Raw genomic sequence first — 25,361 nt, 5'->3', positions numbered from 1 at the left:
CAGTCTGGGATGCGATTCGTGAGAGGCGGACATCAAGTTCGGCGACTCGGCGGCTGATTCAGCGTGGTCACAGTGATTGTTGTTGCTGTGCGCGAACGACTGGTTATCCTGCCAGAGCTGAACCGCTGAGGATATAAAGTAAAATCCCGGATCGATGGCCGGGATTGAGTAATCAACTTAAATCTAAAGATACAAGTTGCCCGTCTTCACCAAAAATAATTGTCACCGCTCCGTAAGGACAATCAGCCGTAATAACTTTGTTTTTGAGCTCCTCATCTACACAGTGTGAAGCCTTCAGCGTTTGATCATCAAATCGGATTTCAAGGAAATAACCCTCTCCGTTGTTCACATGAGGTAATGCATCTTTTTCACCTCGTGCCGCAAGATATTTTTGTATTTCTTCAATATGTATTTTTGCCATACTCATTGCGCCTCAAGGTAAAGGAACAAAAGAACCTTTCTCGATAAGATTTTTCACTTGGTTTGGCCTGATAGGACCGACAGATATTATCTTCATTTCATTATTTGGTACAGTAATTCGCAAAAGCTTTCCATCAACGGTTTGTATTACATTGATATGACCGCTTCTTGCATCATAAACACGTACCGCATCGGGGTTGTTAACAAGCTTTTGCAGGTCTGCAGCGTTAAATTTCCCAGACAAACTCCCCAACCTTGGGTCATTTAGTTGATCGTAAACTCGTTCAGCTATATTAAAGACACCAGTTTTTGGAGCAGCTTTTGCAAATTTCCCAATTAAGGCTAATGCTCGCTCAGCTGGTAATGTACTTAATAATGCTAACGCATAATCTTCTGGATTTTTTGCATTCAATAATGACATCACAGTGTCTGATCCTGGATTATTTTCCAAGATAGCCTTGATAACATCCTCAGGTAGATCACCTTTTATATATTGGTCACGGATTTTCTGTTTTTCTTGATCCGTCAGATTGGGATCTTGCAAAAGCTCTTTTTCTAAAGAGGCTGCACCTTCAAAATACTTACTACCTTGGCTACCAAAAACGTCCCCAAGACTACTAAGTGCATTATTCTCCACTGCCGTCTTCCCAGCAATCGCCCCTTGCACGCTTGCCAATGACGAATTCCCGGCCACACCACCCGCCAGACCGGCAGCTAATGTACTTAATGCGCTGACATTTGCCTTCTGCTCCTCCGTCAGGTCTTCTGGTTTGGTATTGGGGTAAAATGCACTGATGATGATTTTCGCAGCTAATTCTCCCGCAGCACCGCCTGCTGCGCCGCCCGTCACTGAGCCACCCTGAATATAGGCTGTCACAGCCCCGGCCAATGCATGCCCAACGGTGTTAGCGACAGCGCTGTCCCCCGTGACTTTTTTTACCTCCTGAGACAGATAAGGTGCCAGCCCGCCCGCCAGAGCCTGTCCCATATCGCCACCGGTGAGCCCGGCAAGCGCTCCGCTGATACGCCGGTTACCATTAGCGTAGAACGGGGCAACTGGTGATCAGGCCTGCTGAGTAATTGATAAAAAGATCCCGGCAACTTGGCCGGGATCTTTTCAGTTCATTTGTTTATATATGTGTTTCAGCCATTTTTCCGAAGAACGCCATTCGTTATGGGTAATAATAGTTACAATCAATTTTGTTAAGCAGTATGTCCTGTAATTCATCTTCTGATAGAGAAAGTGCCAGCAAATAATCTATCTCTGCTTTCATCTGCTGCCGCTCTTCCGCAGTCTCAGTAGCCTTATATGCTGCCAATCTTTCATTCGCATTACCAAACAGCACCTCAAAATCTTAGTTAAGGTAGAACCTTAATAAATATGATAAATAAGGGTATTTTTCTTTAATATTCATTAAGTTGTATACTATTCATTAATCCATATCTGCCATTCTTTGTGGTGAACGACTACGTTTTTCGGCGCCCTAGCGGGGATACGTGGGTAACAAAATTGCCGTCAGACAGGCTGCATCAGTGATGCAAAAGAATGGTTGCGGGGACAAACTCAGGAACTGTGCGCCTAAAATCCGGATTCCGAGTCAGAAAATAGGCAATTGGTTGATTTTTTGGCACCTCCGAAACCATTTCCCTTCACATCAGGCTGATTAGCCCTAAAAACCTTGGTCAGGAGACATGGCAAAAAAGCGATTGAGGCGCCTAACCATCAAGAAAACTCTATTTTACAATCTGATAGAGGGAACGAGCGCCCATCAGAAATAACAAATTGTTCACCTTCGATTTGAGCGAGTAATAGAGCAAGGCCATTTGCCCCTATCTCAATATCTTTTTTCCAACCGTTAAGATCACCATGATAGGAAATCGCGTGAAAAAGAGGACCCGAGGGCGGGGTGACTTTGCACCCTCGATCATTTACCCCACCTCGAACGGCATTCGGAGGTTCAGAAAAGCACGTTACGTTATTAAATTGTTTTCGGAATTTGTTTTTCCCATCATCCGAAAAATAAACAACTTGCTGCCCATCAACAACCGTAACACCAGGTACACTTCGAGAGTCCGATTGCTCAATTTTTCCGCCCAGAATTTTTTCTAAAGCCTCTCGTTCACTAGTCATTTCACACCTCACTTTCAGAACCTTCATTCAACAGTGAAGGCATGCACAGGCTCTTCCGACGACTTGGCTTAGGTTATTAATCAGTAAGTAATTATCGGATAATCACCTTGGCTAGTCGTAATTACATAAGATTCTAACCCGTTATTTTCTGGAGTTATGCATATATAACTTCCATCGTCAAAGCATAAATTCAATCTTTTATTACCCAGGAGTGAGCAATTTTTAACCTCATGATTAAGAAGAGGAAAAAGTAAATTACTTGTTTCTATATTTTCTCCATGACCTAAATGTGACCGTTCATTTCGACCGCATAGGAATGGGCATTGGATCAATACTCGGGTACTAGACGAAAATAATAAAATCATAGACCCAATTCCAACTGTTATTCCGGTAAATATAGAGTGCTCAAACTCATGAAGTTCATCTTTACTAATCATTGCTACCTCATCTTTTTGGTGGCATCGTCTCTGTTGGTAATGGAATGTGCGTTTCCCCACGAGTGCCGGTACCGCCTGTGGCAGGATTCGTCGGCTGACCATTTTTGACCGATATCCAATAACCATTTTCTAACCCAGGTACCGGAGTTGAGCCAGGCGGCATAACTCTAATATACGAGCTGCCAGGGTTACTCGGGTCAGTACCAGGAGGATAATAAATTATGCTTCCGGTTACTCTACCTGGTTTGCTCACCCAGTCCGAGGGGATTACAGGACCTTGTGCCGGGTTTGTGAAAGGTTGCAAGTTAGTCGGTACTTTAGGTGTTGAAGTTCCTCCGCCATTCACTCCACCCCCGTTTTTGCCTGTTCCTGTTGCACCAATCCCAACACCTACTCCTAATCCTGGACCCTGGACTTACTACGTTATGTGTCAGCTCAGGATTTTCAGTGTCAGGAAGCCCACCAAATATCTCATTCTCCTTTTTCCTTAACTCTTCTGCATCCTTTTCGAATTTGCTAAGGTCACTCTCCGCATTATTCTCAACTGCCGTTTTCCCGGCAACCGCACCCGTCCCCGCAGCCACAGACGAATTACCGGCCACGCCACCCGCCAGACCGGCCGCCAGCGTGCTCAGTGCGCTGACATTCGCTTTTTGATCATTCGTCAGGTTTTCCGGTTTTACTCCCGGATACAGCTCTTTCGCAATCAACTGCGCAGCCAGTTCACCGGTCGCGGCCCCGGCTGCACCGCCCGACACAGAACCGCCCTGCAGATAGGCGACCACTGCGCCGGCAAGCGCATGCCCGGTGATATTTTCGACTTCGTTAACGTTGCCTTTGGCGTCTGTGGTCGCCGCCTTCACGGCCAGGGACAGATAAGGGGCCAGCCCGCCCGCCAGCGCCTGGCTCATGTCGCCACCGGTTAAGCCTGCCAGCGCGCCTGATATCGCCGTGCCCGCCGTCCAGAACGGGCTGCCGATACCATACTTTTGTTCTGCTGCAATGTATTCCGGCGAGTTCTCCAGCATTTTCTGCTGGTCTGCAGGTGAAGCTTTATTGTACTCCGCCGTGCCTGACAATCTTGCGAGCGCGTCACTTCGTGCATTCACCTGCGCCTGCATGACCACGTTCTGCATCGTCTGGACGCCCACCTGGCTGATAGCCTGCGCCACGGCCTGATTTTCTTCTATTTTCTGCTTGTCGAAAATTTTATCGATATGCCCGTTGGCGTTCTCCGTATCACGGCTCAGCGTACTCACATCCTGCGTTTGCTGGCCGGTATCACGCACCGTAATGCTGCCATCAGCAACCGCTGAACGGGTGGTGCCCGATGCGCTGCCGCTGGCATTGGTCATCACCGGCAGCACACCCCCTGCATTGTGCCGCACGTCCCCCTGGTCTTTACTGGATGAGAAACCGGCGCTGACCCCAACGCTGCTGGCACTGTAGTTTGCCTTGTTCTGGATATCGTCCCAGCCCAGCGTCCCTGTATTCAGACTGTTATTGGCCGCATCAGCGGTCGAGGCAATCACGGCACCGTTCAGTTGTGTATGGTCACCGACGTAGATGTCATAACCCTGATTGCCCGCAAACAGCCCGCTCTGGTCGCCCACGCTGGCGTATTCACTTTGGGTTTTAGACTTGCTCATACTCAGGGAAGCAGAGCCGGTCATCGACCCAAAGGTGAAGCTGAATCCACCGCTGATGCTCTGCTGTTTACTCTGGTAGTCGTCGGTATCCTGCTGACTGGTGAGCGTCAAATCACGCCCGATATTTGCCGTGATTTTATCGCCCAGCGCCTGCGCTCCGGAGAGTACGGTGTCACGCCCGCTGCTTAAAATCAGGTTATCTTTGGCATTTACGCGGGTATTGACGTATTCCGTCGTTTCACCGTCCGAGGAACCTTTCGCAGCATACCCATTACCCTGTACCCCAATGCCGGTTTCCTTACCCAGTGAGATATGCGCGCCGACACTCCAGCCGTTTGAACTGTCTTTACTCGTCTGTTTGCTGTTATTCGTCGCGGCCTGCAATAGCAGATCGTTCTGCGCAGCAAGCGTGACTTTATTTCCCGTCACACCGCTGCCGGTGATAGTGATATCACCGCTTTGCCCATTGGCACCTGTCGAAACGATGGCAACATTACGTCCACCGGTAATCGTGCTGCCAGTGACCTGATTTTGTTCCAGTTCGGAAGTGGATTTACTTTTACTCGCACCGATATTGACCTGCAACTGGACCAGGTTGCCATCCACTTTGCCATTCATCAACTGAGACGCCTGCGTTGCGGTCCCGTCCATCGAGGACATCCAGCCCTGCTCCACCGCCTGCACGCCATACAGTGCTTTCATTCGGCCGTCGCCGGTCTGTGAGGCCTGTTTGGCAATGCTGGTGAGCGACAACAGCGCATCCGTCACCGGGCTCGACAGCGAGACCGTCAGGCCGCTTTGTTTCTGCTCGTAGATTTGTTTGCGGGTCAGCATGTCATTGCCGGGGTCAACCGTGACCGAGCCGCCGACGATGTTGACGTCATTTTTAGCGTTCACATCCGAGCCACCGATATGCGCCTGTTCACCGGCAATCAGATTCACGTTGCCGCCGGTGCTGCCGACGGCACTGCTGCTCTGGCTCTGGGTGGTGCCGTCCTGATTGATTTGCTGACGCGAGGATTTGCTGCCGAACGTCACGCCCAGACCGCCTCCGCTGAACATGCCGCTGGTTTTTTTCTCACTCAGCCGGTAGCTGGACTGTTCCTCTGTGGCGGCGGTAATGCTGAGGTCTTTCCCCGCTTTCAGCGTCACATCCCCGTCACCGACCACGGACGAACCTTTCACCGTCAGGTCCTGCCCGGCGACAACGGAGACTTTATTGCCACTCAGCTGTGAGGCTTTCTCTGTGGTGGCATAGTCCTCTGCAACGGTATGCGTGGTCGTGCCGGAGAACAGGTGTTTTTTGGTTTTGGTTTTTTCGTCGTAGCTGTACTGGCTTTCCTGTGCGGTGGTGATATTCACATCCCGCCCGGCGTTCAGGGCCAGGTCGCCGGTGGCCTGTACTTGCGCGGCCTGTGTCGTAATGTCACGCCCGGCGGCAATGCTGGTGCTTACGCCGCTGACCACCGCTGTCCCTTCCTGCCCCACATTCTCGCGGATACTCACGCTTTTACTGCCGTGGGTTTCGCTGTAGGTGCTGGTCTGCTGCGCGTTCAGGTTGACGTCGCGACCGGCGCTGAGTGAGGCGTTGAGGTCGGCGGTGAGTTGCGCCGCCTGCGAGTTAAGGTCGCGCCCGGCGCTCAGCGTCAGGTCGCCGCCGCTGCTCACCACCGTGCGGGTGGCGTTGTTGCTGTCAGCCTGATTTTTGCCGCTGGTCTGATGGCTGCTCTTGTCCATCGTGTTGAGGTTGATGTCATTAACTGCCGCCAGCATGGCGTCGCCTTTGGCGGTCACGGCGCTGCCTGCGTGGTCTCCGACAGATCTCGAAGACCATTCGTTCAGCAGGATTTTGAGTGCGCCAGCGATGTTTTTTAAAGTCAACGTCTGACGGAGTTTGAAGATTTAATTTGGATGTTGGGATTATGCAGAATTATGGGCAGGGACGTCTATTCAGTGTGCATTACAAAACGTGGAAGAGACGTGTTTTGGGTGTGCTAATATCTCAGGCATCACACCCATGGCAAACATAATTAGGGCAATCATGGACAGCAAGATGCTTAACGAAATAAGTAAATTTCTAAGTTATATTTTACGTCATAAACCTGACACCATCGGATTGCAACTTGATGTAGAAGGCTGGGCAGATATCAATTCTTTGATTCTCGGCGCGGCGAAAGAAGGCCGCGTACTTGATCAGGCAATAATTCAGACAGTAGTAAATAGCAGTGATAAGAAACGTTTTACTCTCTCCGAAGATGGCCAGCGTATTCGTGCAGTTCAGGGACATTCAACACCAGACGTGAACCTTCAACATATGGAGAAAAAACCGCCAGAATTCCTCTACCATGGCACTGCAACACGCTTTCTTGAATCTATTCTTCAGCAAGGATTGATTGCAGGTTCACGTCACCATGTGCATCTATCACAAGACATAACCACAGCCGTAGCTGTCGGACAGCGATATGGAAAGCCTGCGGTGCTAAAAGTTGAAGCCCTGCGGATGCACCAACAGGGATTCAACTTTTTTCAGGCTGAGAATGGCGTATGGTTAACGAACCATGTCCCCAATTTTTTCATATATCAGGAATAGCCATTGTCTTTGTCTTCGACTTGCTCGGCTTTATAGCGGGAAGACTCTTCTTTGGCAGCACTAAACCATTCAGAGAAACCAGAATAAGACAAATTATCCCAAGGACTTAACTTCGGTTTTGAATAATCATAAATCCGGACACCCGTAGTGCCATCCTTACCTCCCCCATCAAAACAAGCAAGAACAACCCAGCCATCATTATACAGCCCTGACTCATCTTGAATAATTGCAAAGGGAACCAGGGCAGCCCCCGAAAACTTCAAAAGCATCGAGCTGTAATAAAAAAGAGATGTCGCCATATCTTTCGATAGAAGCCGCCAAGGCTCTATATCTAAAAACTCATCAGCTAAAACCACATCTAAATAATCAACAGGGAATTCAAAACTATTGGGTAAAATTGGAAGGTCGTACAAAAAAGGCTTCATTATTTAGCACCTCCAGAAATACGTGGTGGTTCTGTTGAACCGTAAGGATTAGAAGTAGAAAACCCCCCTGACTGTTTGTTTATACGACCAGTAATGGCCTCACCCCAAGTATTAAAATTCTGCCACCCTCTAGCCTCTTGAATAGCTGGCGTCAATGGATCATCAAATCCACGGACGCTAGCTTTAACGTCGATCCCCGCCTCTCTGGCCGCGGCAATTCGAGTGTTATCCATGCTAGTCAGCTTGCCATCAGGCATTTTAACGACGTCAACTGGATCACCTTTCCAACCATTAGTCCGCATGCTTTGTACCAAATCGTCGTATGTGTAATTTTTACCCGTGTCTCGGTCAGTTTTATTGAATGAAAAGCTATTTTGCGAGAACCGAATATCATCCGCCGCATGGAATGTGACACTGCCAGCGCCTTTTGCACCCACATCGGCAGTAACTGACGTCGCTTTTCCTACTCCGCCAATCCCCGCCGCGCCCACCTGCGTCAGGCCGTAAATCCCTTCCGAGTACTGTGGAGAGACTCCCAACCCTTCCAGCAAATACGCACCGCTGGTTTTCTGGTTGACACCAGACAGGAAGGTGTTAAAGCCTGCATTAGCCGTATCTATCCCTGAGGCTGCCAGATAACCGCCTGCCAGGCAAGCTACACCCGCGGTGGTCGTGCATATTGCTGCCCCACCCACCGCCTGGAGTTCCCCGGCGGTAAATTGCGTCAGGCCACCTAAACGCGTCCTCACACCGTAGTGGGATAGCGCATCCCCGGTTTGATCACTAACCGAATACCCGAACATCGGCAAACTGGCGCTGGCATAGCTGCCCATTGCGTAGATCAGCTGGTTACCGCTCTGTGATGCCAGTACTGTACGCTCACTGGCATACGCATCACTGTTACCTAACTGCTCCAGCGCCTGCGCTTTCACATAATCCGGAGAACCTTCCGCAAACTCAGCGGAACATTTCACCAACGCACAGGCCGCCGCTTTCAGACGCGCTTCTTTATCTTTATCCCCACCGGACAATTGCTGGATCCGGGCTACTTCATCCGGGTGTAACTGGCGGTTATAGCGTTCAGCATCCAGTGAGACGGCTGCGCCGGACTGTGCACCGGTCATTCCGCCAATAATTCCGTCAATTGCACTACCACTTACCTACAGCAGAGCGGGGCGTACCACTGGCATTACCGCTACTAAACGCCATCGTCGGGAGCGGCGGGATCATCTGATTTATTTGATCGGTCTTGCCCTCTTTATCACGGATATCGCCCCTTGCACGCCTGCCAATGACGAATTCCCGGCCACACCACCCGCCAGACCGGCAGCTAATGTACTTAATGCGCTGACATTTGCCTTCTGATCCTCCGTCAGATCTTCTGGTTTGGTATTGGGGTAAAATGCACTGATGATGATTTTCGCAGCTAATTCTCCCGCAGCACCGCCTGCTGCGCCGCCCGTCACTGAGCCACCCTGAATATAGGCTGTCACAGCCCCGGCCAGCGCATGCCCAACAGTGTTAGCGACAGCGCTGTCCCCCGTGACTTTTTTTACCTCCTGAGACAGATAAGGTGCCAGCCCGCCCGCCAGCGCCTGCCCCATATCGCCTCCGGTGAGCCCGGCAAGTGCTCCGCTGATAACCTTCCCGTTTTCCCGCTGGCAGAAATCCCCACACTGCGGGCCTTGTAATCCGCTTCATTCTGGATATCTGTCCAGCCCAGCGTGCCGATATTGAGGCTGTTCCGTCGAGGCAATCACAGCGCCGTTAAGTTGAGTAAGGGTGCGTTATGCCAGAGTTCTTCATGAGCAACGCGCCACTAAAATGGCCACGTGTTATAGCCGCACGGACGGCCTGCACCTGAAGGGTAACTGACTGGGATACTTACATTTGGGACTGATACTCTGGTTACCATTGCTGTAGAACGCGGGCAACTGGTGATCCGAGCTGCTGAGTGACACGTAAAAATATCCCGGCTCAGAAGTGAGCCGGGATTATTGATTAATCAAACTCTTTTTCTAATCGTTCAACAACGCGTTTGTAGATTTCAACGACTTCTGGGACTCCGTCACTTAGATCGTCATGGAAGTACTCCTGATAAAACTCCTCCGGCCAAAGTGATATTTCGTATTCACTACGCTTTTGGATCTTCCAGTATTGCGATGGACGGTTATCAACGATTTCAAAAATGCATAAGGGAACCGATATAATATAATCCATTGGTATTTTTTGTAATTGCAGCAATGTTCCCGCATTAACACCAATTTTGCTACTTATAGCCAAAACCGTATAAGTTTGCCCAACAATATATGGATACTGAGGATCTTGATTATCCATTAAGCCGAGCACTGTCTTCTGTTGTGCTGTTAGGTTAGTCGCAAGGCATTTTACTTTCATAACGTCCCACTATTTTTTTATCGCTATCGTTTTTGGCTCAACAACTTGGCCTGTAGCCGCATTACGGTAAGCATGGATTTCGAAAACAGTACCATCAACAGCTTTGTAGCTTTGACTACTAACTTTACTCCAGTCGGCTGTTTTTCCACCATATTCTGCAACTAAACGGGCAGAGTCTTTCAGCACGGCACCAGATCCATGACCAGCCACTGAAGTCCCTCCACTTCTGGATAGCTCAGCCAACTGAGCCTCACTTGCCAGCGACTTATTCAGATTCAGGCCACTAACGGAACTATTAGCCCCCCTACCCGGTAAACTCTTCCCGTTCTTCGCCGCCACAACCAGCATAGCCAGCGACATCCCTTCGGTCATTTGACGCGCTGTCTCAACCTCAACACCCAGCTTATTACTCAGTTCAACCACATACTGATTACGTACAAACTGCTGGCTGTCGTTGAGCTTATCCGCTTCGCCGTACTGGAACAGTTGCTTGTCTTCCGTCCCTGCATAACCCGGATAGTTACCGTAACTTTCTTTAAATTGTGTAACCCAGTAGCTGTCCAGCGCTTTACGCTCTTCTGGCGTCGCGGCCTGATTTTTTACCAGCGCTTCATAATAGGCCCGTTGCTCTGAACCCAGCGCAAACTCAGCCGCGCAATCTACCCGGCGACAGGCTTCAGCTAACAGTCGCTGCTCTTTCTCTTCGTCTCCGCCTGCCAGCTTTTTGATTTCAGCTCGTTCATCCGGGTGTAACTGGCGGTTATAGCGTTCAGCATCCAGTGAGACGGCTGCACCGGACTGTGCACCGGTCGTTCCGCCAATAATTCCGCCAATTGCACTACCACTTAACGTGGCGGCCCACTGGGTGATAGCCCCTCTTTCATTGCGGTCCAGTTGTGTGTTGTTACTCAGATAAGTATCGACCATCTGACTAAACGCTTCGCTGCTCATCCCGGCCAACCCGCCGGCCAGCGCATTGCCGCCGCCGAAACTCGCCTGGATTGCACCTATCACACCGTGGATCGCGGCTTTTTCGGGGCTATTCGGTCCCCAGCCCATCGCCTCACCAAGATCACCGGCAGCTGAGTTCGCCATCTGCCCGAACAACGCCGCCAGTTCCTGTTGCTCGGCAATTTTCTTCTCATCGAAAATCTTATCGATATGACCATTGGCGTTGTCGGTATCGCGGCTTAGCCCTGCAATATCCTGCGTCTGCTTCTCACTGTCTCGGATGACGATACTGCCCGCAGCAATGGCCGATTGCGTTGTACCTGAAGCGTCACCGCTGCTCTTAACACCAATAACAGGGACAACGCCGCCGCCGTTAACCCGCTCGCCTTTATTATTTTTTTCCGATGAAAAGCCACCGGCAAGCCCCTGGCTACTGGCACTGTACTGCGCTTCGTTATTGATATCGCTCCAACCCAACGAACCGGTATCAAGCAGGTTCTTATCGGCTGTTGCAGTGCTCGCTATGACTGCACCACCCAGTTGGGTATGGTTGCCTACCGTAATATCGAACCCTTTATCCCCGGCAAACAACCCGCTTTGCTCACCAACGCTTGCGTAGTCGCTGTCGGTTTTGCTCTTATTAATACTCAGTGAGGCTGAACCGGTCATTGACCCGAAAGTGAAACTGGCGCCGCCACTCACGCTTTTCTGCTGGCTGTGGTACTCGTCAGTATCCTGCAGGCTGGTTATCGTCAGGTCGCGACCCACCTCAGCAGTGATTTTTTCACCCAACACCTGCGCACCGGAAATAACCGTATCCCGTCCGCTGCTCAGGCTAAGCCCATCACTGGCGTTGACCCGCGTATTAACATATTCGGTACTCTTACCGTCAGCCGTTCCTTTTGACTGGTAACCGCTGGCCGACACGCCAATTCCCGTCTCCTGACCCAGCGATATATGCACACCGACATTCCAGCCGCTGCTGTTATTCTTACTGGTTTGCTCGGTGTTGTTCGATGCGGCATCCAGCAGCAGATCATTCTGCGCCACAAGAGTGACATTATTGCCTGTCACACCGCTGCCGCTGATATGAAGATCACCGCTGGTACCTTTGTTACCCGTAGCCACCAGCGTGGTATTTCCGCCTGCGCTGAGGGTGCTGCCGCGTACCTGATTTTGTGTAGAACTGGATTCAGATGAGCTTTTACTCGAACCTACGCTGAGTTCCACCTTCACGGCGTTCAGATTGCCCTGGGCTACATCAGTCGCCATGGAAGAGGCACCCGCGACAGCTATCCATGCGTTATCTGCCGCCTGCACGGCATACAGCGTTTTCAGCCGTTCGTCGCTGACCTCCCCACTTCGTTTGAGTGTGCTGTTCGCTGCAAGAATGGCATCGGTCACCGGGCTGGACACTGACAATGTCAGACCGCTCTTTTTCTGTTCGTAACTCTCTTTACGTCTCAACAGATCGTTACCGGGGTCAACCACAATTTCGCCCGCGACAACGTTCAGGTTTTTATCGGCAATCACATCCGCGCCGCTGATATGTGCTTTTTCACCCGCGATAATATTTGCGTTACCGCCGGTTGAACCAATAGTGCTGACACTCTGACTCTGAGTGGTACCCTCTTCATTGAGCTGATGTCGCGATTGTGCGCTGCCGATGGTTACACCAAAACCTCCCGTGCCCATCAGCCCGCTTTTTTTAGTCTCGCTCAGGCGGTAGCTGGAACTGGTATCGGTGGCTGCAAGGATATTGACATTTTTCCCCGCTTTCAGCGTCACATCCCCGTCACCCACCACGGACGAGCCCTTCACCGTCAGGTCTTGCCCGGCAACAATTGACACCTTGTCGCCACTCAGCTGCGAGGCTTTCTCTGTGGTGGCATAGTCCTCTGCAACGGTATGCGTGGTCGTGCCGGAGAACAGGTGTTTTTTGGTTTTGGTTTTTTCGTCGTAGCTGTACTGGCTTTCCTGTGCGGTGGTGATATTCACATCCCGCCCGGCGTTCAGGGCCAGGTCGCCGGTGGCCTGTACTTGCGCGGCCTGTGTCGTAATGTCACGCCCGGCGGCAATGCTGGTGCTTACGCCGCTGACCACCGCTGTCCCTTCCTGCCCCACATTCTCGCGGATACTCACGCTTTTACTGCCGTGGGTTTCGCTGTAGGTGCTGGTCTGATGCGCGTTCAGGTTGACGTCGCGACCGGCGCTGAGTGAGGCGTTGAGATCGGCGGTGAGTTGCGCCGCCTGCGAGTTAAGGTCGCGCCCGGCGCTGAGCGTCAGGTCACCGCCGCTGCTCACCACCGTGCGGGTGGCGTTGTTGCTGTCAGCCTGATTTTTGCCGCTGGTCTGATGGCTGCTCTGATCCATCGTGTTGAGATTGATGTCGTTGACTGCCGCCAGCGTGGCGTCGCCTTTGGCGGTGACGGCGCTGCCCGCCACGGTCAGGTCGTGTCCCGCGCTGGCCGATAAATTACCGCCCGCGCTGACCGTGCTGGCCTGGCTGTCGGTGGTCTGTGTACTGCTTTTCGCCGTGGTTTTGCTGGTGCTGAGCGCGTTGCCAGTGATGCTGATATCGTTCAGCGCCACCAGTTGCAGGTCACTGCCCGCCGTGAGTCGGGCACCGGTGTTGTTGATGTCGTGACCGGCGGTAAGCGAAAGCCCGTCAGTGGCCGAGATACCGGCCACGTCGCCGGTCTGGGTCTGGCTGAAGGTCAGCTGAGACGTTTTGCTTTTGCTGGTGGTCGGCGCGGCCGTCCACTGCTGCGCCTGCGTGACGTTATTGATGTCGCCGCTGACCGAGGCCAGTGCCACGGTCTGTCCGCTAATCGAAGAACCGATATTATTGATATCGCCCAGCGCGCTCAGCTGCAGGCTGCCGTTAGAAGCAATCAGCCCGGCGTTAAGGTTATCCAGCGAACTGCTGCTTTTTGCCGCCAGTTGCGTCTGGGCCTGCAGGGTACTGCCCGCGTTGACGATATGCCCGGCGTCGAGATTGACGGTGTTCCCGGAAATCACGCTGCCGGTCACCGCGTGGGTGTCGTTAGCAGAAAGATAGAGTTTAGGTGCCAGAACCGTCTGGCCGTTGACGGTGGTTTTTTCCCACCAGACGATGCTTTTGGTCAGCGCCGCGACCTGTTCCGGCGACAGGCTGACGCCCAGTTGCAGGCCCAGACCGGCCTGCTGTTCGGCGGCGTTATCAATCAGATACTGCATCTGCGCGAGGTCTGACCCTGTGCCGCCGACGTAGCGCTGTCCGGTCTGACTGAGCACGGCGTTATCGACATAACGGGTATCGAAGGCGGCATCGCCGAGGAATTTGTAGTCATAGTCCGGCGTCAGCTTCAGCCGGTCCATAAAGTAGGCCGAGCCGAGGAACTTGCTCTCGTCGGTATAGACCGGTGCCGTTTCAATGCGCGGGTTGGACGGCGTGCCAGGCTGAACCGCAGGATGGACAACCTGACCTGCCACCGGCGTTGCAGAAAAGGCCGCAGAGGTCAGGCCGGTACCACCCGGGGTGGCCTGTTTGCCCACGGCAGATATCGCAGACGTCGGTCGCGCAAGGTAATCGTTCAGCGCATTGAACAGTGACGGATCGGTTTTACCGATCCCGCCAAGTTGCGGGTTGGTGGTGATCAGATACGGGCTGGAAGGATCCTGACTCGCCACAAACAAACCGTTATTGCCGGTCGGCAGCGGGTAATCCGTCAGTGCAGCGCCCTGATTGCCGATTTGCTTTAACGCATCGGTGACGGAATTGTTCCACTGTACCGAGCCGACGGTCAGGTTTTGTGCGGATGCCAGTTGTTTACTTTGCGAACCGCTGACCTGTTGCAGGCCCGACGTGCCGTTCAGAGACGGGGCGCTTATCGCATGGGATAAACCGCCTGCGTTAGCGGAGGTCGTGGTATTGCTGATGTTATTGCTGAAACTGGCGTTAACTGCCCCACCGGCCTGAATAACTGAGCGGAGGCCTTCGCCGGTGCTGAGGGTTTCGTAAGTTGCGCCGTTCGCTAACTGATAGGTAACTTTAGTATTGGTATCGGCATCAACGTAATAGCAGTTGCCACAGTCAGGGTCAAAGTAAGCTAAGCCGTGGAGTTTATCGAAGCTCTCAGTGGCTGTAACGCCCGTATATTTATAGGTCAGATATTCATTTTGGACGCCATTCTCATAAGACTGATTATTCAAAGAACTGCCGGACAGGGTGATGTTTCCCCCTGCCAAAATATTGCTGGCGATATTATCTACATTACTGGCTGCAATATTTAAATCGCGGTTTGAAGCAATACGCCCCGCGCCTCCTGAGGCGGTAGCATTAACGGTTGAGGTACTGACCAGATATTTCTTTTCTGCAGCCGTCGCTTTCGGCGCAAGGTAAAAATGGTCATCAACGGAACCGTTACCTTGTCCCATACTTCCGCCAGTTCTGACCGATACCGTGTAATAACCGAGGTCGCTTTCGTTGAGATCCCCTAATCTCATGGTCACGGAGCTTTGCCCCAACCATGACGGCGCATCCACCGGCGTTTGAGAGGAACCGGACACACTCAAACCGTCCCGCTGATTCAGCAGATGGCCGGTATTGATGGTGATATCGCCGTTGGTGGTTTCGATATCCCCCGACGTGTTGACCACTTCACTGTTGGCGTTGCCCGCCGCGTCCCGCTGCAGCCACAGGCTGTTGCCTGCCAGAATATCGCCGTAGTTATTGTGAATACTGTCGGCCAGCAACTGCATGTTGTTACCGGCGTACAGCAGTGCGCTGTTGGCAAGCGGCCCGGCTGCGGACATCACCACGTTGCCCGCCCCGCCGACAAAGCCGCTGTTGTTAAGCACGCCACGGCTGGCCAGGCGGATATCCCCGCCGGACTGTACGCTGCCGCTGCCGTTGAGCTGGATGTTGCTGGCGTCCACGCCCACCGTACCGCCGCCACCGCGCAACTGACCGCTGTTGGTAAAGTTGCCCGTGGAACTGAGCTGGATACCGTTGCCCTGCAAGGTGCCGAGCACGTTCAGGTCGCCCTGCGTGCTGAGGTTGAGGTTCTGCCCCGCTGCCAGCGTGCCGGTCTGGGTAAAACCCGAACCGAGTTGCAGCGTCATATCCCCCAGCGCCAGCAGGCTGCCCGCCTGATTGAGCACCGGTGTCACCAGCGTCAGGTTGCCTGCGCTGTAAAGTCTGCCGCCCGCCTGGTTGTCGGCGTTCTGAACGTTAAGCCCCAGTGACTGGCTGCCCAATACGGTGCCGGTGTTATGCAGTTCGTTACCGGTAAGCGTCAGCCGGTCGCCCTGAAGCTGGCCCTGATTGGTCATCTGCGTGACGTTCAGTGCGCTGTCGCCCTGTCCGGTCAGCGTACCGCTGTTGTTGAGCGTGCCGCCGGTCATGGTGAGGCCCTGTGCCTGCAGCGTGCCGCTGTTGGTCAGCACCGGTGCAGACACTGTCAGCCTGCCGCCGGTCAGTAAGGTGCCCTGGTTGTTGAGATTACCGGTGAGGGTCAGATGGCTGACGCCGTCGCCCTGCAGCTGACCCTGATTGAGCAGCGATTGTGCGCCCAAATCTAACGTCCCCTGACTGCGTACGGTGCCGCCGCTCAGATTGGTGATGCCGTTTTGTACCGTGCCCTGCAGGCTTTGCTGGCCCTGTAACTGCCCGGCGTTTGAAATGCTGTTGGTAGTGAGCGTCAGATTACCGGCCTGAAGAGTGCCGCTGTTAGCAATATTCCCGGCGTTCAGCGTGGCGGTGCCGCCACTGAGTAATGTGCCGCCCTGCTGAACCTGAAGTTGCCCGCTGAACGTGGCCGTAAGCGCGCTGACACCGCTGATACCGCCGCTGCTGGTCAGGACACCGCCGGTAAGGGTCAGGTTATCCGCCGACCAGTTCCCCTGATTATTCAGGTTCGCCGCCTGCAAAATAGCCAGACCGGTTGAGATGATTTTGCCCTGCGCCTGCGTGTTGAGCGCGCCGGTCAGGTTGAGGTTGGCGCGCGAGGCGGTCTGGATCGCGCCGTTAAGATCTAACTGACCGGCGTGTACATCGGCGCTGTCGGCCTGCCAGTTGCCGTTGTTGGTGACGTGCGCGGCGGTGACGGTGAGTGCGCCCTGCGTCAGCATCTTGCCGGACGTGGCGTTGGTTAAATCCTGCTGCAGCTGCGCCGTCAGGCCCTTCAGGCCAATCAGGTTGCCGCTGTTGTCCGCGTTGTTCGCCGTAAGCGCGAGCGTGTCGCCCTGGATCTGTCCTGTGTTGCTGACGTGGTCAGCCGTCACCGTGGCGGTTTTATCGCTGAGCAACTGGCCACTGTTTTCCAGCGTGGCGGCGTTCACCGTGACATCACCGGAAGAGAGCAGGCTGCCGCTGTTGGCGAGATCCCCCTGCATCTGCGCGTTCAGGCCATTCGTGCCTAATGCCGTGCCGCCGTTGGTCAGGCTGTTACCGGTAAGATTAAGCTGGCTGCCCTGTAAACGTCCCTGATTCTGGGTATCGCCTGCCTGCACACCCAGCGTGCCGCCGGACAATACCTGCCCCTGCGTACCGTTGGTTAACGTACTGGCGGTGAGCGTGGTGCCGCCGTTGCCCTGCATCAGCCCGTTGTTGCTGATACCCATGGCATTCACGCCGACGGTTTGTGCCAGAAGCTGGCCGCTGTTGGTCACTACCGGTGCCGTCACGGTCAGACCATTACCCGCCGATATCACGCCGGTGCCCTGATTGGTCAGACTGCCGGTGACATTCACGCCGACGTTACCGCCCGACACGTTGCCCTGATTGACCAGCGTCTGGCCTTCCAGCGTCATCTGGTTCTGCGCAGACAGGCTGCCTTGCTGCTGCAACGTACCGGCTTTCACATGCAGGCCGTCGTCGGCGGTGATGGCACCGCTGTTGGTCAGCGAGCTGGCCGTGATATCCACATTGTCCGCACCCAGCGCCGCGCCGTTGGTCAGCGTACCGGCCTGAACTGTCAGCGTGCCCGGTGTCACCAGTTTCCCGGCCAGATCGGCTTTTTCAGACGCACTGATCCCCAGCGCGTTTTTACCCTGCGTCTGCGAGCCGTTGCCGGTGGTGAGCTGTTGCGTGGTCAGCGCCGCGTTACCATCTGCGGAGAGAAAACCCTTTAAGTTCGCGGTATCCGCACTGAGGTTCACATCGCCCTGGCTGGACTGTACCGATCCGGCGCGGGTGGTCAGCGCGGTGGCGTTAAGTGTTGCACCCTGCGTGCCGGTCAGCGTGCCGCCCAGATCTGCCTGGGCGGTGTTGAGCGTCAGCTGACCATCGGCCAGTAAGGTTGCCGCATCACCGTTGGTCACGCCGTCCCGCGCGTTCAGTATGATGTCGCCGCGGGTGCCGGTCAGCCCCTGATTGTTGAACTGACTGAGGGTCAGCGTCTGGTCACCGCCGGACTGCGCCGTGCCGTTGTTATTGAAGGTGTCGCCGTCAAGCTGCTGCGTGCCGAGGGATTGCAGCAGGCCGTTACTGGTCAGGGTGCCGAAGCTGAACTGCCCGTTGCGGTTGGCGGCCAGCGTGCCGCCGTTGCTGAAATCGTGTGCGGTAAAGTTCAGGTCACGTCCGGCAATCAGGCTGCCGGACCACTGCCCGCCGCTGGCAACCGTGGCCTGCACGTCATTTTGTGCCGAGGTTTTACCACCCTGTGCGGCATTAAGCCGGTCAGCGTTAATCGAAAGATTATTGCCCGCGCTGATGGTACCGTCGAGCTGCTGCTGGCGGGCGGATAACTGCATATCTCCCGTGGAGGCCAGTGAACCGGTGCCGGTCACCTGCAATGTGCCGCCACCGGCTTCCAGCGTGTTGCCGTCGAGCGCACCGGCCACCGTGGCGCTGCCGGTTGCCGTCAGGGATAAATCTTTATCGCTGTGAACGGAACCCTGCGCCCCGACGGACAGATCCGTAGCGTTCAGGCCGACGTTGCCGGAGGTCGACAACTGGCCGCCCAGCGTCTGCTGCGCGGCAGTAAACTGAATATCGCCAAGGCTGGTGATCAGCGAGTTTTGCCCGGCGTTCAGGGAATTACTGTTGAGCGTCAGGCCATTTTTGCCGGTCAGCGTGCCGTCGACAATCATCTGACCGCCGCCGATGTTCAGCCGGTCACCGGCAAACAGCGAGCCTTGTTCACCCACGGTCATCTGGTCAGCAACCTGCAACCCCAGCCCCTGCTGTGAACCGATCAGCCCCTGATTGCTGAGGGTATTGGCGGTGATGTTTTGCGCGCCGCCGGACTGCATTTTGCCGCTGTTGTTCAGTTCGCTGGCGTTCAGGATCTGTGTACCCTGCGCCTGGATCAGGCCGCCGTTGGTCAGTTTTTGCGTGGCGAGCTGCGTGTTGCCGCTGGCGGCCAGCGTGCCATTGTTGGTCATGTCGCCCGCACTGACGCCCAGATTACCGCCCGCCGTCAGGCTGCCATTCCACACACCGTTATTGCCCGCCTCCGCCTGCACATTCCCGACAGCGTAAAGCTTAGCGCTGCTGGCCGAACTCAATGAGCCGCTGCTGAGCTGCAGGTTTTGTCCGGCGCGGACGTTCCCGCCGAGTACCGCACTGCCCTGCACGCCGATATCCGCATCGGTACCGGACTGAATTTGCGACCCTGCGAGGGTGGAAAGTTGCCCGAAACGCCCGGTCAGTTGATTGTCACTCGACAGCAATCCGCCAAGCTGCGTTTCTCCGGCGGTGAGGGTCAGGGCACCGCTGGCCTGCACCACCCCGCTGTTATCCAGCGTTGTCGCCTGAAGATCTTGCGTCCCCTGTGCCTGCAGCGTGCCGGTATTGGTCAGCCGCTGCGTGGTGATACGGGCGTTTCCGTTTGCGGCGATCAGCCCGTTATTGGTCAGATCCCCGGCGTTCAGTTGGAGATCTTTCCCCGCCGTCAACTTGCCCTGCCACTGGCTGTCATTACCGGCGGTAGCATGAATATTGCCTGCCGCAGACACCTGCGCGGTATTACCTGAATTGAGCTGGTCAGCGGCCAGCGTGATATTGCCGCCGCTGGTCACCTGACTCCCCTGAACGGCCAGTTGTCCCTGACTGTTGAGCGCCATATCGCCGCCCGACTGCTGGGTGCCGTTAAGCGCGATAGCCTGCGCATTCGCCGTCAGCTTGCCGGTGGAAGTCGCATTACTTAGCGTCAGCCTGCCGCTGGCATCAATCTGCATATCGCCGACCGAGGCATTCAGGTTGCCGAGGTTGACCCCGACGCCCTTGTCGCTGGAAACCAGATGAATGCGGTTGGCGTACATACCGCCGAGTGCGCCGGTGTCAATCGCCACCGCCGGTACGCCTGCGCCGGATATCGGCGTGGCATTGCCCTGCGCATCGACACGGTTGGCACCCAGGGTGACGTTCAGGTCTCTGGCGTACAGCCCGGCGTTAATCTGCGCGGCGCGGGAAATCAGTGAAAAAGAATCGCTCGTGCGGGCATCCAGCCCCTGACCTTCAACGGTGATCGCGCCCTGCGTGACGTCGAGGGATTGCAGCGAGCCGTCCGCATTCAGCACCGGCCTGCCGGTGGTCAGCGTGGCGTTAGGGGTGTTGAGGAAGCCGCAGCCGTTACAGGTGATGCCGTAAGGGTTGGCGACCATGACGTTCGCGGCTTTACCGGCGACTTCCATGTAGCCGTTAAGCTGCGAAGGGTTCGACGACACCACTTCGTTAATGATGCCCTTCGCTTCCTGACCTGCCGTAAGATTGGGGTTGTTCTGTATCAGCCCGCCCAGCTGAGTCTGGGTCAGTTTGCCGGTGGCGTTGTTGAGAATGAGGCCCTGCTGGCCGACGTTGAAATCGTTGTATTTATTATGCGAAATCCCGGCCTGATTCGGGGTGGCGATGTTCACCACCGGCACGCCGTTACCCGCCTGATCGGTGCGGGTGTTGCCTTCGGCTACCGTGATACCCGCCGCAAATGCAGGCATCACCGGTTGCCAGACCAGCCAGCCCATCAGCCCGTAGGCCAGCGCTTTACGCCATAACGCGACCGGTTGCTCTGTGATCGATTTCATCGCCGAATTCCTTCTCTCTTATGCAGAGGTACAACGCTAAAGTGCAAAACCGATGCGGTAGTAGACCGTGACGCGATCCGGTGCCAGTGAGTCCGGATAGCTCAGCGGCCAGCCGACGGTAAACTGGCTGGAGAAATGTGCGTTACTGCTCGATAAACCCACCGCCCCGCCCCATAAGGTGCCGGACGCATTGGTGTCGTGATTGCTGCGTTGCAGGTAGCCGCCGTCGAGGGCCGTCACGGCGCTGATCTGGCCGAGCACCGGCAGCGTGAACAGTTGGGTATCCAGCTCATTACGCCAGTAGCCGCCGTTGTCGCCGGAGATGTATTGCTCTTTGAACCCCCGCACCGAGCTTTCGCCACCAATCGTCAGGCGTTCGCTGCCGTAAAGACGGTCATCGCCCCACTGGCCGTAGGCGCTGGTCAGCCAGGTAATGCGTTGCGTGACAGGCCGGTAATAGCTGGTGGACAGCGTCCATTTAGAGAACTCCGCACGCGGGGCATCCGGATTTTTATCTTCATCGCTTTCGCCGCCAAACCACGGCACGCCACGGCTGAACGCCGGGTTAAGCGTGGCGTATCCGCCCCAGAGTTTCTGGCTGTGATTGATACCGGCGGTCCAGCTGGTCAGGCTGCGGGTGCTGCTTTCCAGCGGGGCATCGTTGAGATAATTTCGGTTGAGGCGGTGCGTCAGCCCGAGGCTGGCGGCGGTTTTCATGTCGCCGTTGCGAAACAGTACGCGGGAAAGCGTGAAGCGGTGCGCCTGGCTGTCGCCGGTGGAGCGCCACAGATAGCCCTGCGATTCAATGGTGCTCAGGTAGTCGCTGTAGCTGTAGTTGTAATCGAACAGCCAGTAGCCGTAAGGCAGATTAACGCCCGCCTGCACGCTTTTCGCGTCATGGTCGCTTGCGCCGTCGCTGCTGCGTGACGCACTGACAAACCACTGATCCGCCAGCCCGAGCAGGTTATTGCCGGTCAGCGAGCCGCTGACCTGTCCGGTGCCGGTGCTTTTCTGCCCTGAGTTATCAAAACCGGCGCTGGCCTGCAGGGGAAACTCAGGCTTTGAGGTGAGGTTGACGATGGAGTATCCCGGCTGGCTGCCGGGCTGGATTTCAATCTGCACCGGCGTTTTGCGCAGCCGGTTAATCTGCTCCATCCCCTGTTCGATATCACGCAAATTAAGGATGTTGCCGGTCAGCCCCGGAAACGCCATCGCCAGCATTGCGCCGCGCTGGTTTTCCATTTTGATGGCTTCGAGTTTGCCTTCCATCACCGTCAGGCTGAGCGCGCCGGAAGACAAATCCTGTTCAGTGAGAAACGCGCGGCTGGTGATGTAACCCTGGCCGATATACCAGTCGGAGACCTGTTTCACCAGGGCATTAATCTGGCCAATGCCGAGGCACTGTTGCAGATAGGGTTGAGTGAGTTTTTGCTGTATTCGCGCGGGCATATGGTCTGCGCCGCTGAGGGTAATGTCGTGAATATCAAAGCACGGGCCGGCGGGTTGCGCTGGGGTTTGCGGCGCGGGGGCGACTGACGTGCTGCGCTCCAGTTCCTGACGCTGCTGCTGGTTCTGCTGCAGAAGTTGCCGCTGCTGCTGTTCGATACTGTCGCGGTCAGCGGGGCTGAGCGGCGCGGCCTGCGCGGTGAGGGAAAACATTCCGGTAAGTACCAGCAGGCAGGAAACTCGCCACCGCAGGGAAAGACACGCGCACGCCGAAACAGTGCGGGCTAATGGTGTAAGAAAGCTTATGATTTCCATATCCGGTGTTTTCTATCGCCAGAACCGCTTGCCTGTACGCCTCAAAAACACAGCATCAGAAGTGGCTATGGCATTGATTTAAGATTAAACATTCGGTTTCTATCGGCAGGGATAAGATTTACTTTAGGTTTTTTTTAAGTTTATAAAAAAAATTCTGCAAGAAGCATAGCGCGAAACATAAGAAATCATGGTTTATAGGGGTATTCACTCTGTTGCCCCTGCCAGCACCGTTTGTGGCCTTCAGGGATATTTTCTTGTGGCTTACAAGCAGGATACAGGGAATATAATCGGGAGGCTTAATAGCCATCCGCTTATTTAAAATTCAGTGCAAGATGCTGGCAAAAATAACCCATAAAAAAAGCCAGAGGATTTCTCCTCCGGCTTTTCTGCATAATTCCCCGGGGGAAATTACAGACCGTACACCAGGTTTACAGACGTCACGGTGTCGGTTTTATCCGGCGCACTGGCTGGTGGTTTGGTGTTATAGGTTACGTCATACGCCACTTTCAACGAGAAGTGGGAGTTGATCGCAACGGTCAGCGCGGTTTCTGAGTTCAGCGTAGTTTCGTCGTTCGCTAATACAGAAACACCCTGCGTGAAGCGCGCAGTGTCGCTGATCTGGTAACCGTAAGTGCCTGAAGCGTAAGCCAGCGCACGAGTGGTGTTACCGCCCTGTTCGAATTCATCATGACGAACACCAGGACCTGCTTCCAGGTTCAGCGTATGAACCGGGCCGCTCCAGATCTGACGACCATAACCGACAGCGCCCACAGTCCGCGAACGGTAACCGTTATAACGGTCGCTCAGCCAGCTCCCCTGACCGAAAATATAGTTCGCGTTGTCAAGGTTATAACGCGTACGGGCACCGGCCTGATACTTCTCGGATGAACGCACACCGGAAGAAGAGGTGTTACGCGCAGAACCCCACAGGCTGTTAGCCGTGTTGGTATCAAACCAGGTCATGGTGGTATCAGCATTCAGCGTGGAGTTGCTGGTGTTACCGGTTTGCGCACTGTAACCCGCCTGAATATTGCCCTCGAACGGTTTTTTCGCCTGAGCCGGATCATCTAACGCGGTGAAGATGGTGGTGTCTGCAAGGCTTGAAATACTGAACAGCGCTGCACCGCAGACTACGGCACAAGCTGGTAAACGACGTACAACCCGAAAAAACATTTTGTTTCCCCAATAAGACTTAAGGCAAATAACGAGACTGGAACCACACGATTTATGCCATTAATTAGGATCCGTTAATCAAGCCTGGCAACTCCATTTCGATGGCATATGCATACAAATATTTCTACCGCAACAAATATAACGCACTCAGCCCGGAATATCTTAATAAAGCGGCTTTTTTGGATAGTTCCGAGTGACATATATTTCCGGCAATAGAAACATACAAAATCATTACCCTTTCTTGCATTGATTTCTTATTTCAATGAGGAATGGAAATGGTTCATTACGCGCCACACTTTACGTCTTCCCGCCACTTTGGTTCGAAATATTGCGAGCCGGCAGCGTACAGATTTCCGCCTAACTCGTCGCTGAATCTTGTCCTTTTGAGCGATGCGGGGTAGTTTTGTCCTGATAACGTCTTATTTTTGCCTCGGGTTCCTCGAAGGCAGCCTTCAGGAGGAGTGGTCATGGCTTTACAACAAGAGATTATTCAGGCTCTGCACGTCAAACCCCACATCGATGCCGCACAGGAAGTTCGTGTCAGCGTCGATTTTCTCAAAAGTTATCTGCTGGCCCACCCGTTCATCAAGACACTGGTTCTGGGTATCAGCGGCGGGCAAGATTCTACTCTTACCGGCAAACTTTGCCAAACAGCAATTAGCGAATTACGCGCACAAACAAATGATAGCGCTTACCAGTTCATTGCGGTGCGCTTGCCATATGGCGTGCAAGCTGATGAATCGGACTGCCAGGATGCCATTGCGTTCATCCAGCCAGATCAAGTTCTGACCGTTAATATCAAGAATGCCGTCCTGGCAAGCGAAGCGACCTTACGTGAAATCGGTATCGAACTGAGCGATTTCATTAAAGGCAACGAAAAGGCCCGCGAGCGCATGAAAGCTCAGTACAGCATCGCCGGGATGAAAAAAGGCGTGGTGGTCGGGACTGATCATGCTGCCGAAGCCGTGACCGGTTTCTTCACTAAATACGGTGATGGCGGCACGGACATTAACCCGATTTTCCGTCTGAACAAGCGTCAGGGAAAAGCCCTGCTCAAAGAATTGGGTTGCCCGGAACATCTCTATACGAAAGCCCCGACCGCTGACCTTGAAGATAACCGCCCTGCCTTGCCAGATGAAGCCGCACTCGGCGTAACTTACGAACTGATCGACGACTATCTGGAAGGCAAGAAAATCGACGATAAATATGCCACCATCATTGAGGGCTGGTACCTGCGCACTGAACATAAACGTCAGCCGCCGGTCACGGTGTTTGATGATTTCTGGAAGAAAAAATAAGTCTTTCGTCACCGCTTAGATCACGGACACCTGCGGGTGTCCGTTTTTATTCACAGCGCCCGCCGGTCTGATTATCACAAGCTTCTTTCCATTCATTAACGAAATCATTACCCTTAGCGTC

At 54.3% G+C, this 25,361-nt stretch carries 14 protein-coding genes and 1 pseudogene; 2 read left to right on the top strand and 13 right to left on the bottom strand.

Going from position 1 to position 25,361, the window contains the following annotated elements; genetic code table 11:
* Nucleotides 1–172: 172 nt before the first annotated feature.
* From GW591_RS05340 to GW591_RS05315, 5 genes are all read right to left on the bottom strand, one after another.
* The gene (locus GW591_RS05340; protein WP_013575353.1) at nt 173–421 is read right to left on the bottom strand and encodes a hypothetical protein; all 249 of its coding nucleotides are present in this window, start codon (nt 419–421) and stop codon (nt 173–175) included.
* A gap of 12 nt (nt 422–433) precedes the next feature.
* Nucleotides 434–1,408 carry a VENN motif pre-toxin domain-containing protein gene (locus GW591_RS05335; protein ID WP_119261585.1) on the bottom strand — a complete coding sequence of 325 codons (975 nt, stop codon included), beginning with the start codon at nt 1,406–1,408 and terminating at the stop codon, nt 434–436.
* Nucleotides 1,409–1,592: 184 nt separating this feature from the next.
* Nucleotides 1,593–1,766: a hypothetical protein gene (locus GW591_RS24210; RefSeq protein ID WP_158307032.1), complete on the bottom strand. Its 174-nt coding sequence runs from the start codon at nt 1,764–1,766 to the stop codon at nt 1,593–1,595.
* A gap of 377 nt (nt 1,767–2,143) precedes the next feature.
* Nucleotides 2,144–2,551, bottom strand: a complete 408-nt coding sequence (locus tag GW591_RS05325; protein WP_013575352.1) for a hypothetical protein — start codon at nt 2,549–2,551, stop codon at nt 2,144–2,146.
* Nucleotides 2,552–3,305: 754 nt separating this feature from the next.
* Nucleotides 3,306–6,431, bottom strand: coding sequence for a hemagglutinin repeat-containing protein (locus GW591_RS05315; protein ID WP_318644542.1), 3,126 nt, complete (start codon nt 6,429–6,431; stop codon nt 3,306–3,308).
* Between the two features lie 247 nt (nt 6,432–6,678).
* Between GW591_RS05315 and GW591_RS05310 the strand changes: the two genes are divergently transcribed.
* The gene (locus GW591_RS05310; protein ID WP_013575349.1) at nt 6,679–7,227 is read left to right on the top strand and encodes an RNA 2'-phosphotransferase; all 549 of its coding nucleotides are present in this window, start codon (nt 6,679–6,681) and stop codon (nt 7,225–7,227) included.
* Here GW591_RS05310 and GW591_RS05305 read toward each other — a convergent pair.
* The 8 genes and pseudogenes from GW591_RS05305 to GW591_RS05265 all read right to left on the bottom strand — a co-directional run bounded on the left by GW591_RS05305 (nt 7,218) and on the right by GW591_RS05265 (nt 23,942).
* A complete protein-coding gene (locus tag GW591_RS05305) occupies nt 7,218–7,652 on the bottom strand; it encodes a hypothetical protein (protein WP_013575348.1) in 435 nt (144 codons plus the stop codon). The two genes, GW591_RS05310 and GW591_RS05305, sit on opposite strands and share 10 nt — an antisense overlap.
* Entirely contained in the window at nt 7,652–8,776 is a 1,125-nt protein-coding gene (locus GW591_RS24205) for a hypothetical protein (RefSeq protein ID WP_318644541.1), read from the bottom strand. Before GW591_RS24205 ends, GW591_RS05305 begins: the two co-directional genes overlap by 1 nt.
* A 111-nt stretch (nt 8,777–8,887) precedes the next feature.
* Nucleotides 8,888–9,256: a VENN motif pre-toxin domain-containing protein gene (locus GW591_RS05295; protein WP_223510312.1), complete on the bottom strand. Its 369-nt coding sequence runs from the start codon at nt 9,254–9,256 to the stop codon at nt 8,888–8,890.
* A 50-nt stretch (nt 9,257–9,306) separates the two neighbouring features.
* Nucleotides 9,307–9,430, bottom strand: a pseudogene (locus GW591_RS24270) (VENN motif pre-toxin domain-containing protein); the annotation flags it as partial.
* A gap of 223 nt (nt 9,431–9,653) precedes the next feature.
* Nucleotides 9,654–10,049 (bottom strand): hypothetical protein, encoded by a 396-nt coding sequence (locus GW591_RS05285; protein WP_112151910.1) that lies wholly within the window; start codon nt 10,047–10,049, stop codon nt 9,654–9,656.
* A 9-nt stretch (nt 10,050–10,058) separates the two neighbouring features.
* Nucleotides 10,059–21,008, bottom strand: a complete 10,950-nt coding sequence (locus GW591_RS05275; protein ID WP_225444884.1) for a hemagglutinin repeat-containing protein — start codon at nt 21,006–21,008, stop codon at nt 10,059–10,061.
* A 36-nt stretch (nt 21,009–21,044) separates the two neighbouring features.
* On the bottom strand, nt 21,045–22,667 hold the full coding sequence (locus GW591_RS05270) for a ShlB/FhaC/HecB family hemolysin secretion/activation protein (RefSeq protein ID WP_015689886.1): 1,623 nt from the start codon (nt 22,665–22,667) through the stop codon (nt 21,045–21,047).
* A gap of 510 nt (nt 22,668–23,177) precedes the next feature.
* The gene (locus GW591_RS05265; protein ID WP_013575345.1) at nt 23,178–23,942 is read right to left on the bottom strand and encodes a DUF481 domain-containing protein; all 765 of its coding nucleotides are present in this window, start codon (nt 23,940–23,942) and stop codon (nt 23,178–23,180) included.
* A 467-nt stretch (nt 23,943–24,409) separates the two neighbouring features.
* On the opposite strand from GW591_RS05265, the gene nadE reads away from it, so the two are divergent.
* Nucleotides 24,410–25,240, top strand: coding sequence for an ammonia-dependent NAD(+) synthetase (gene nadE, locus GW591_RS05260; protein ID WP_013575344.1), 831 nt, complete (start codon nt 24,410–24,412; stop codon nt 25,238–25,240).
* Nucleotides 25,241–25,361 lie beyond the last annotated feature (121 nt).

Source organism: Rahnella aceris, from assembly GCF_011684115.1.
Classification (GTDB): Bacteria; Pseudomonadota; Gammaproteobacteria; order Enterobacterales; family Enterobacteriaceae; genus Rahnella; species Rahnella aceris.
Note: the sequence above shows the minus strand (reverse complement) of the source record. Positions and strands in the feature narration are given on the sequence as shown.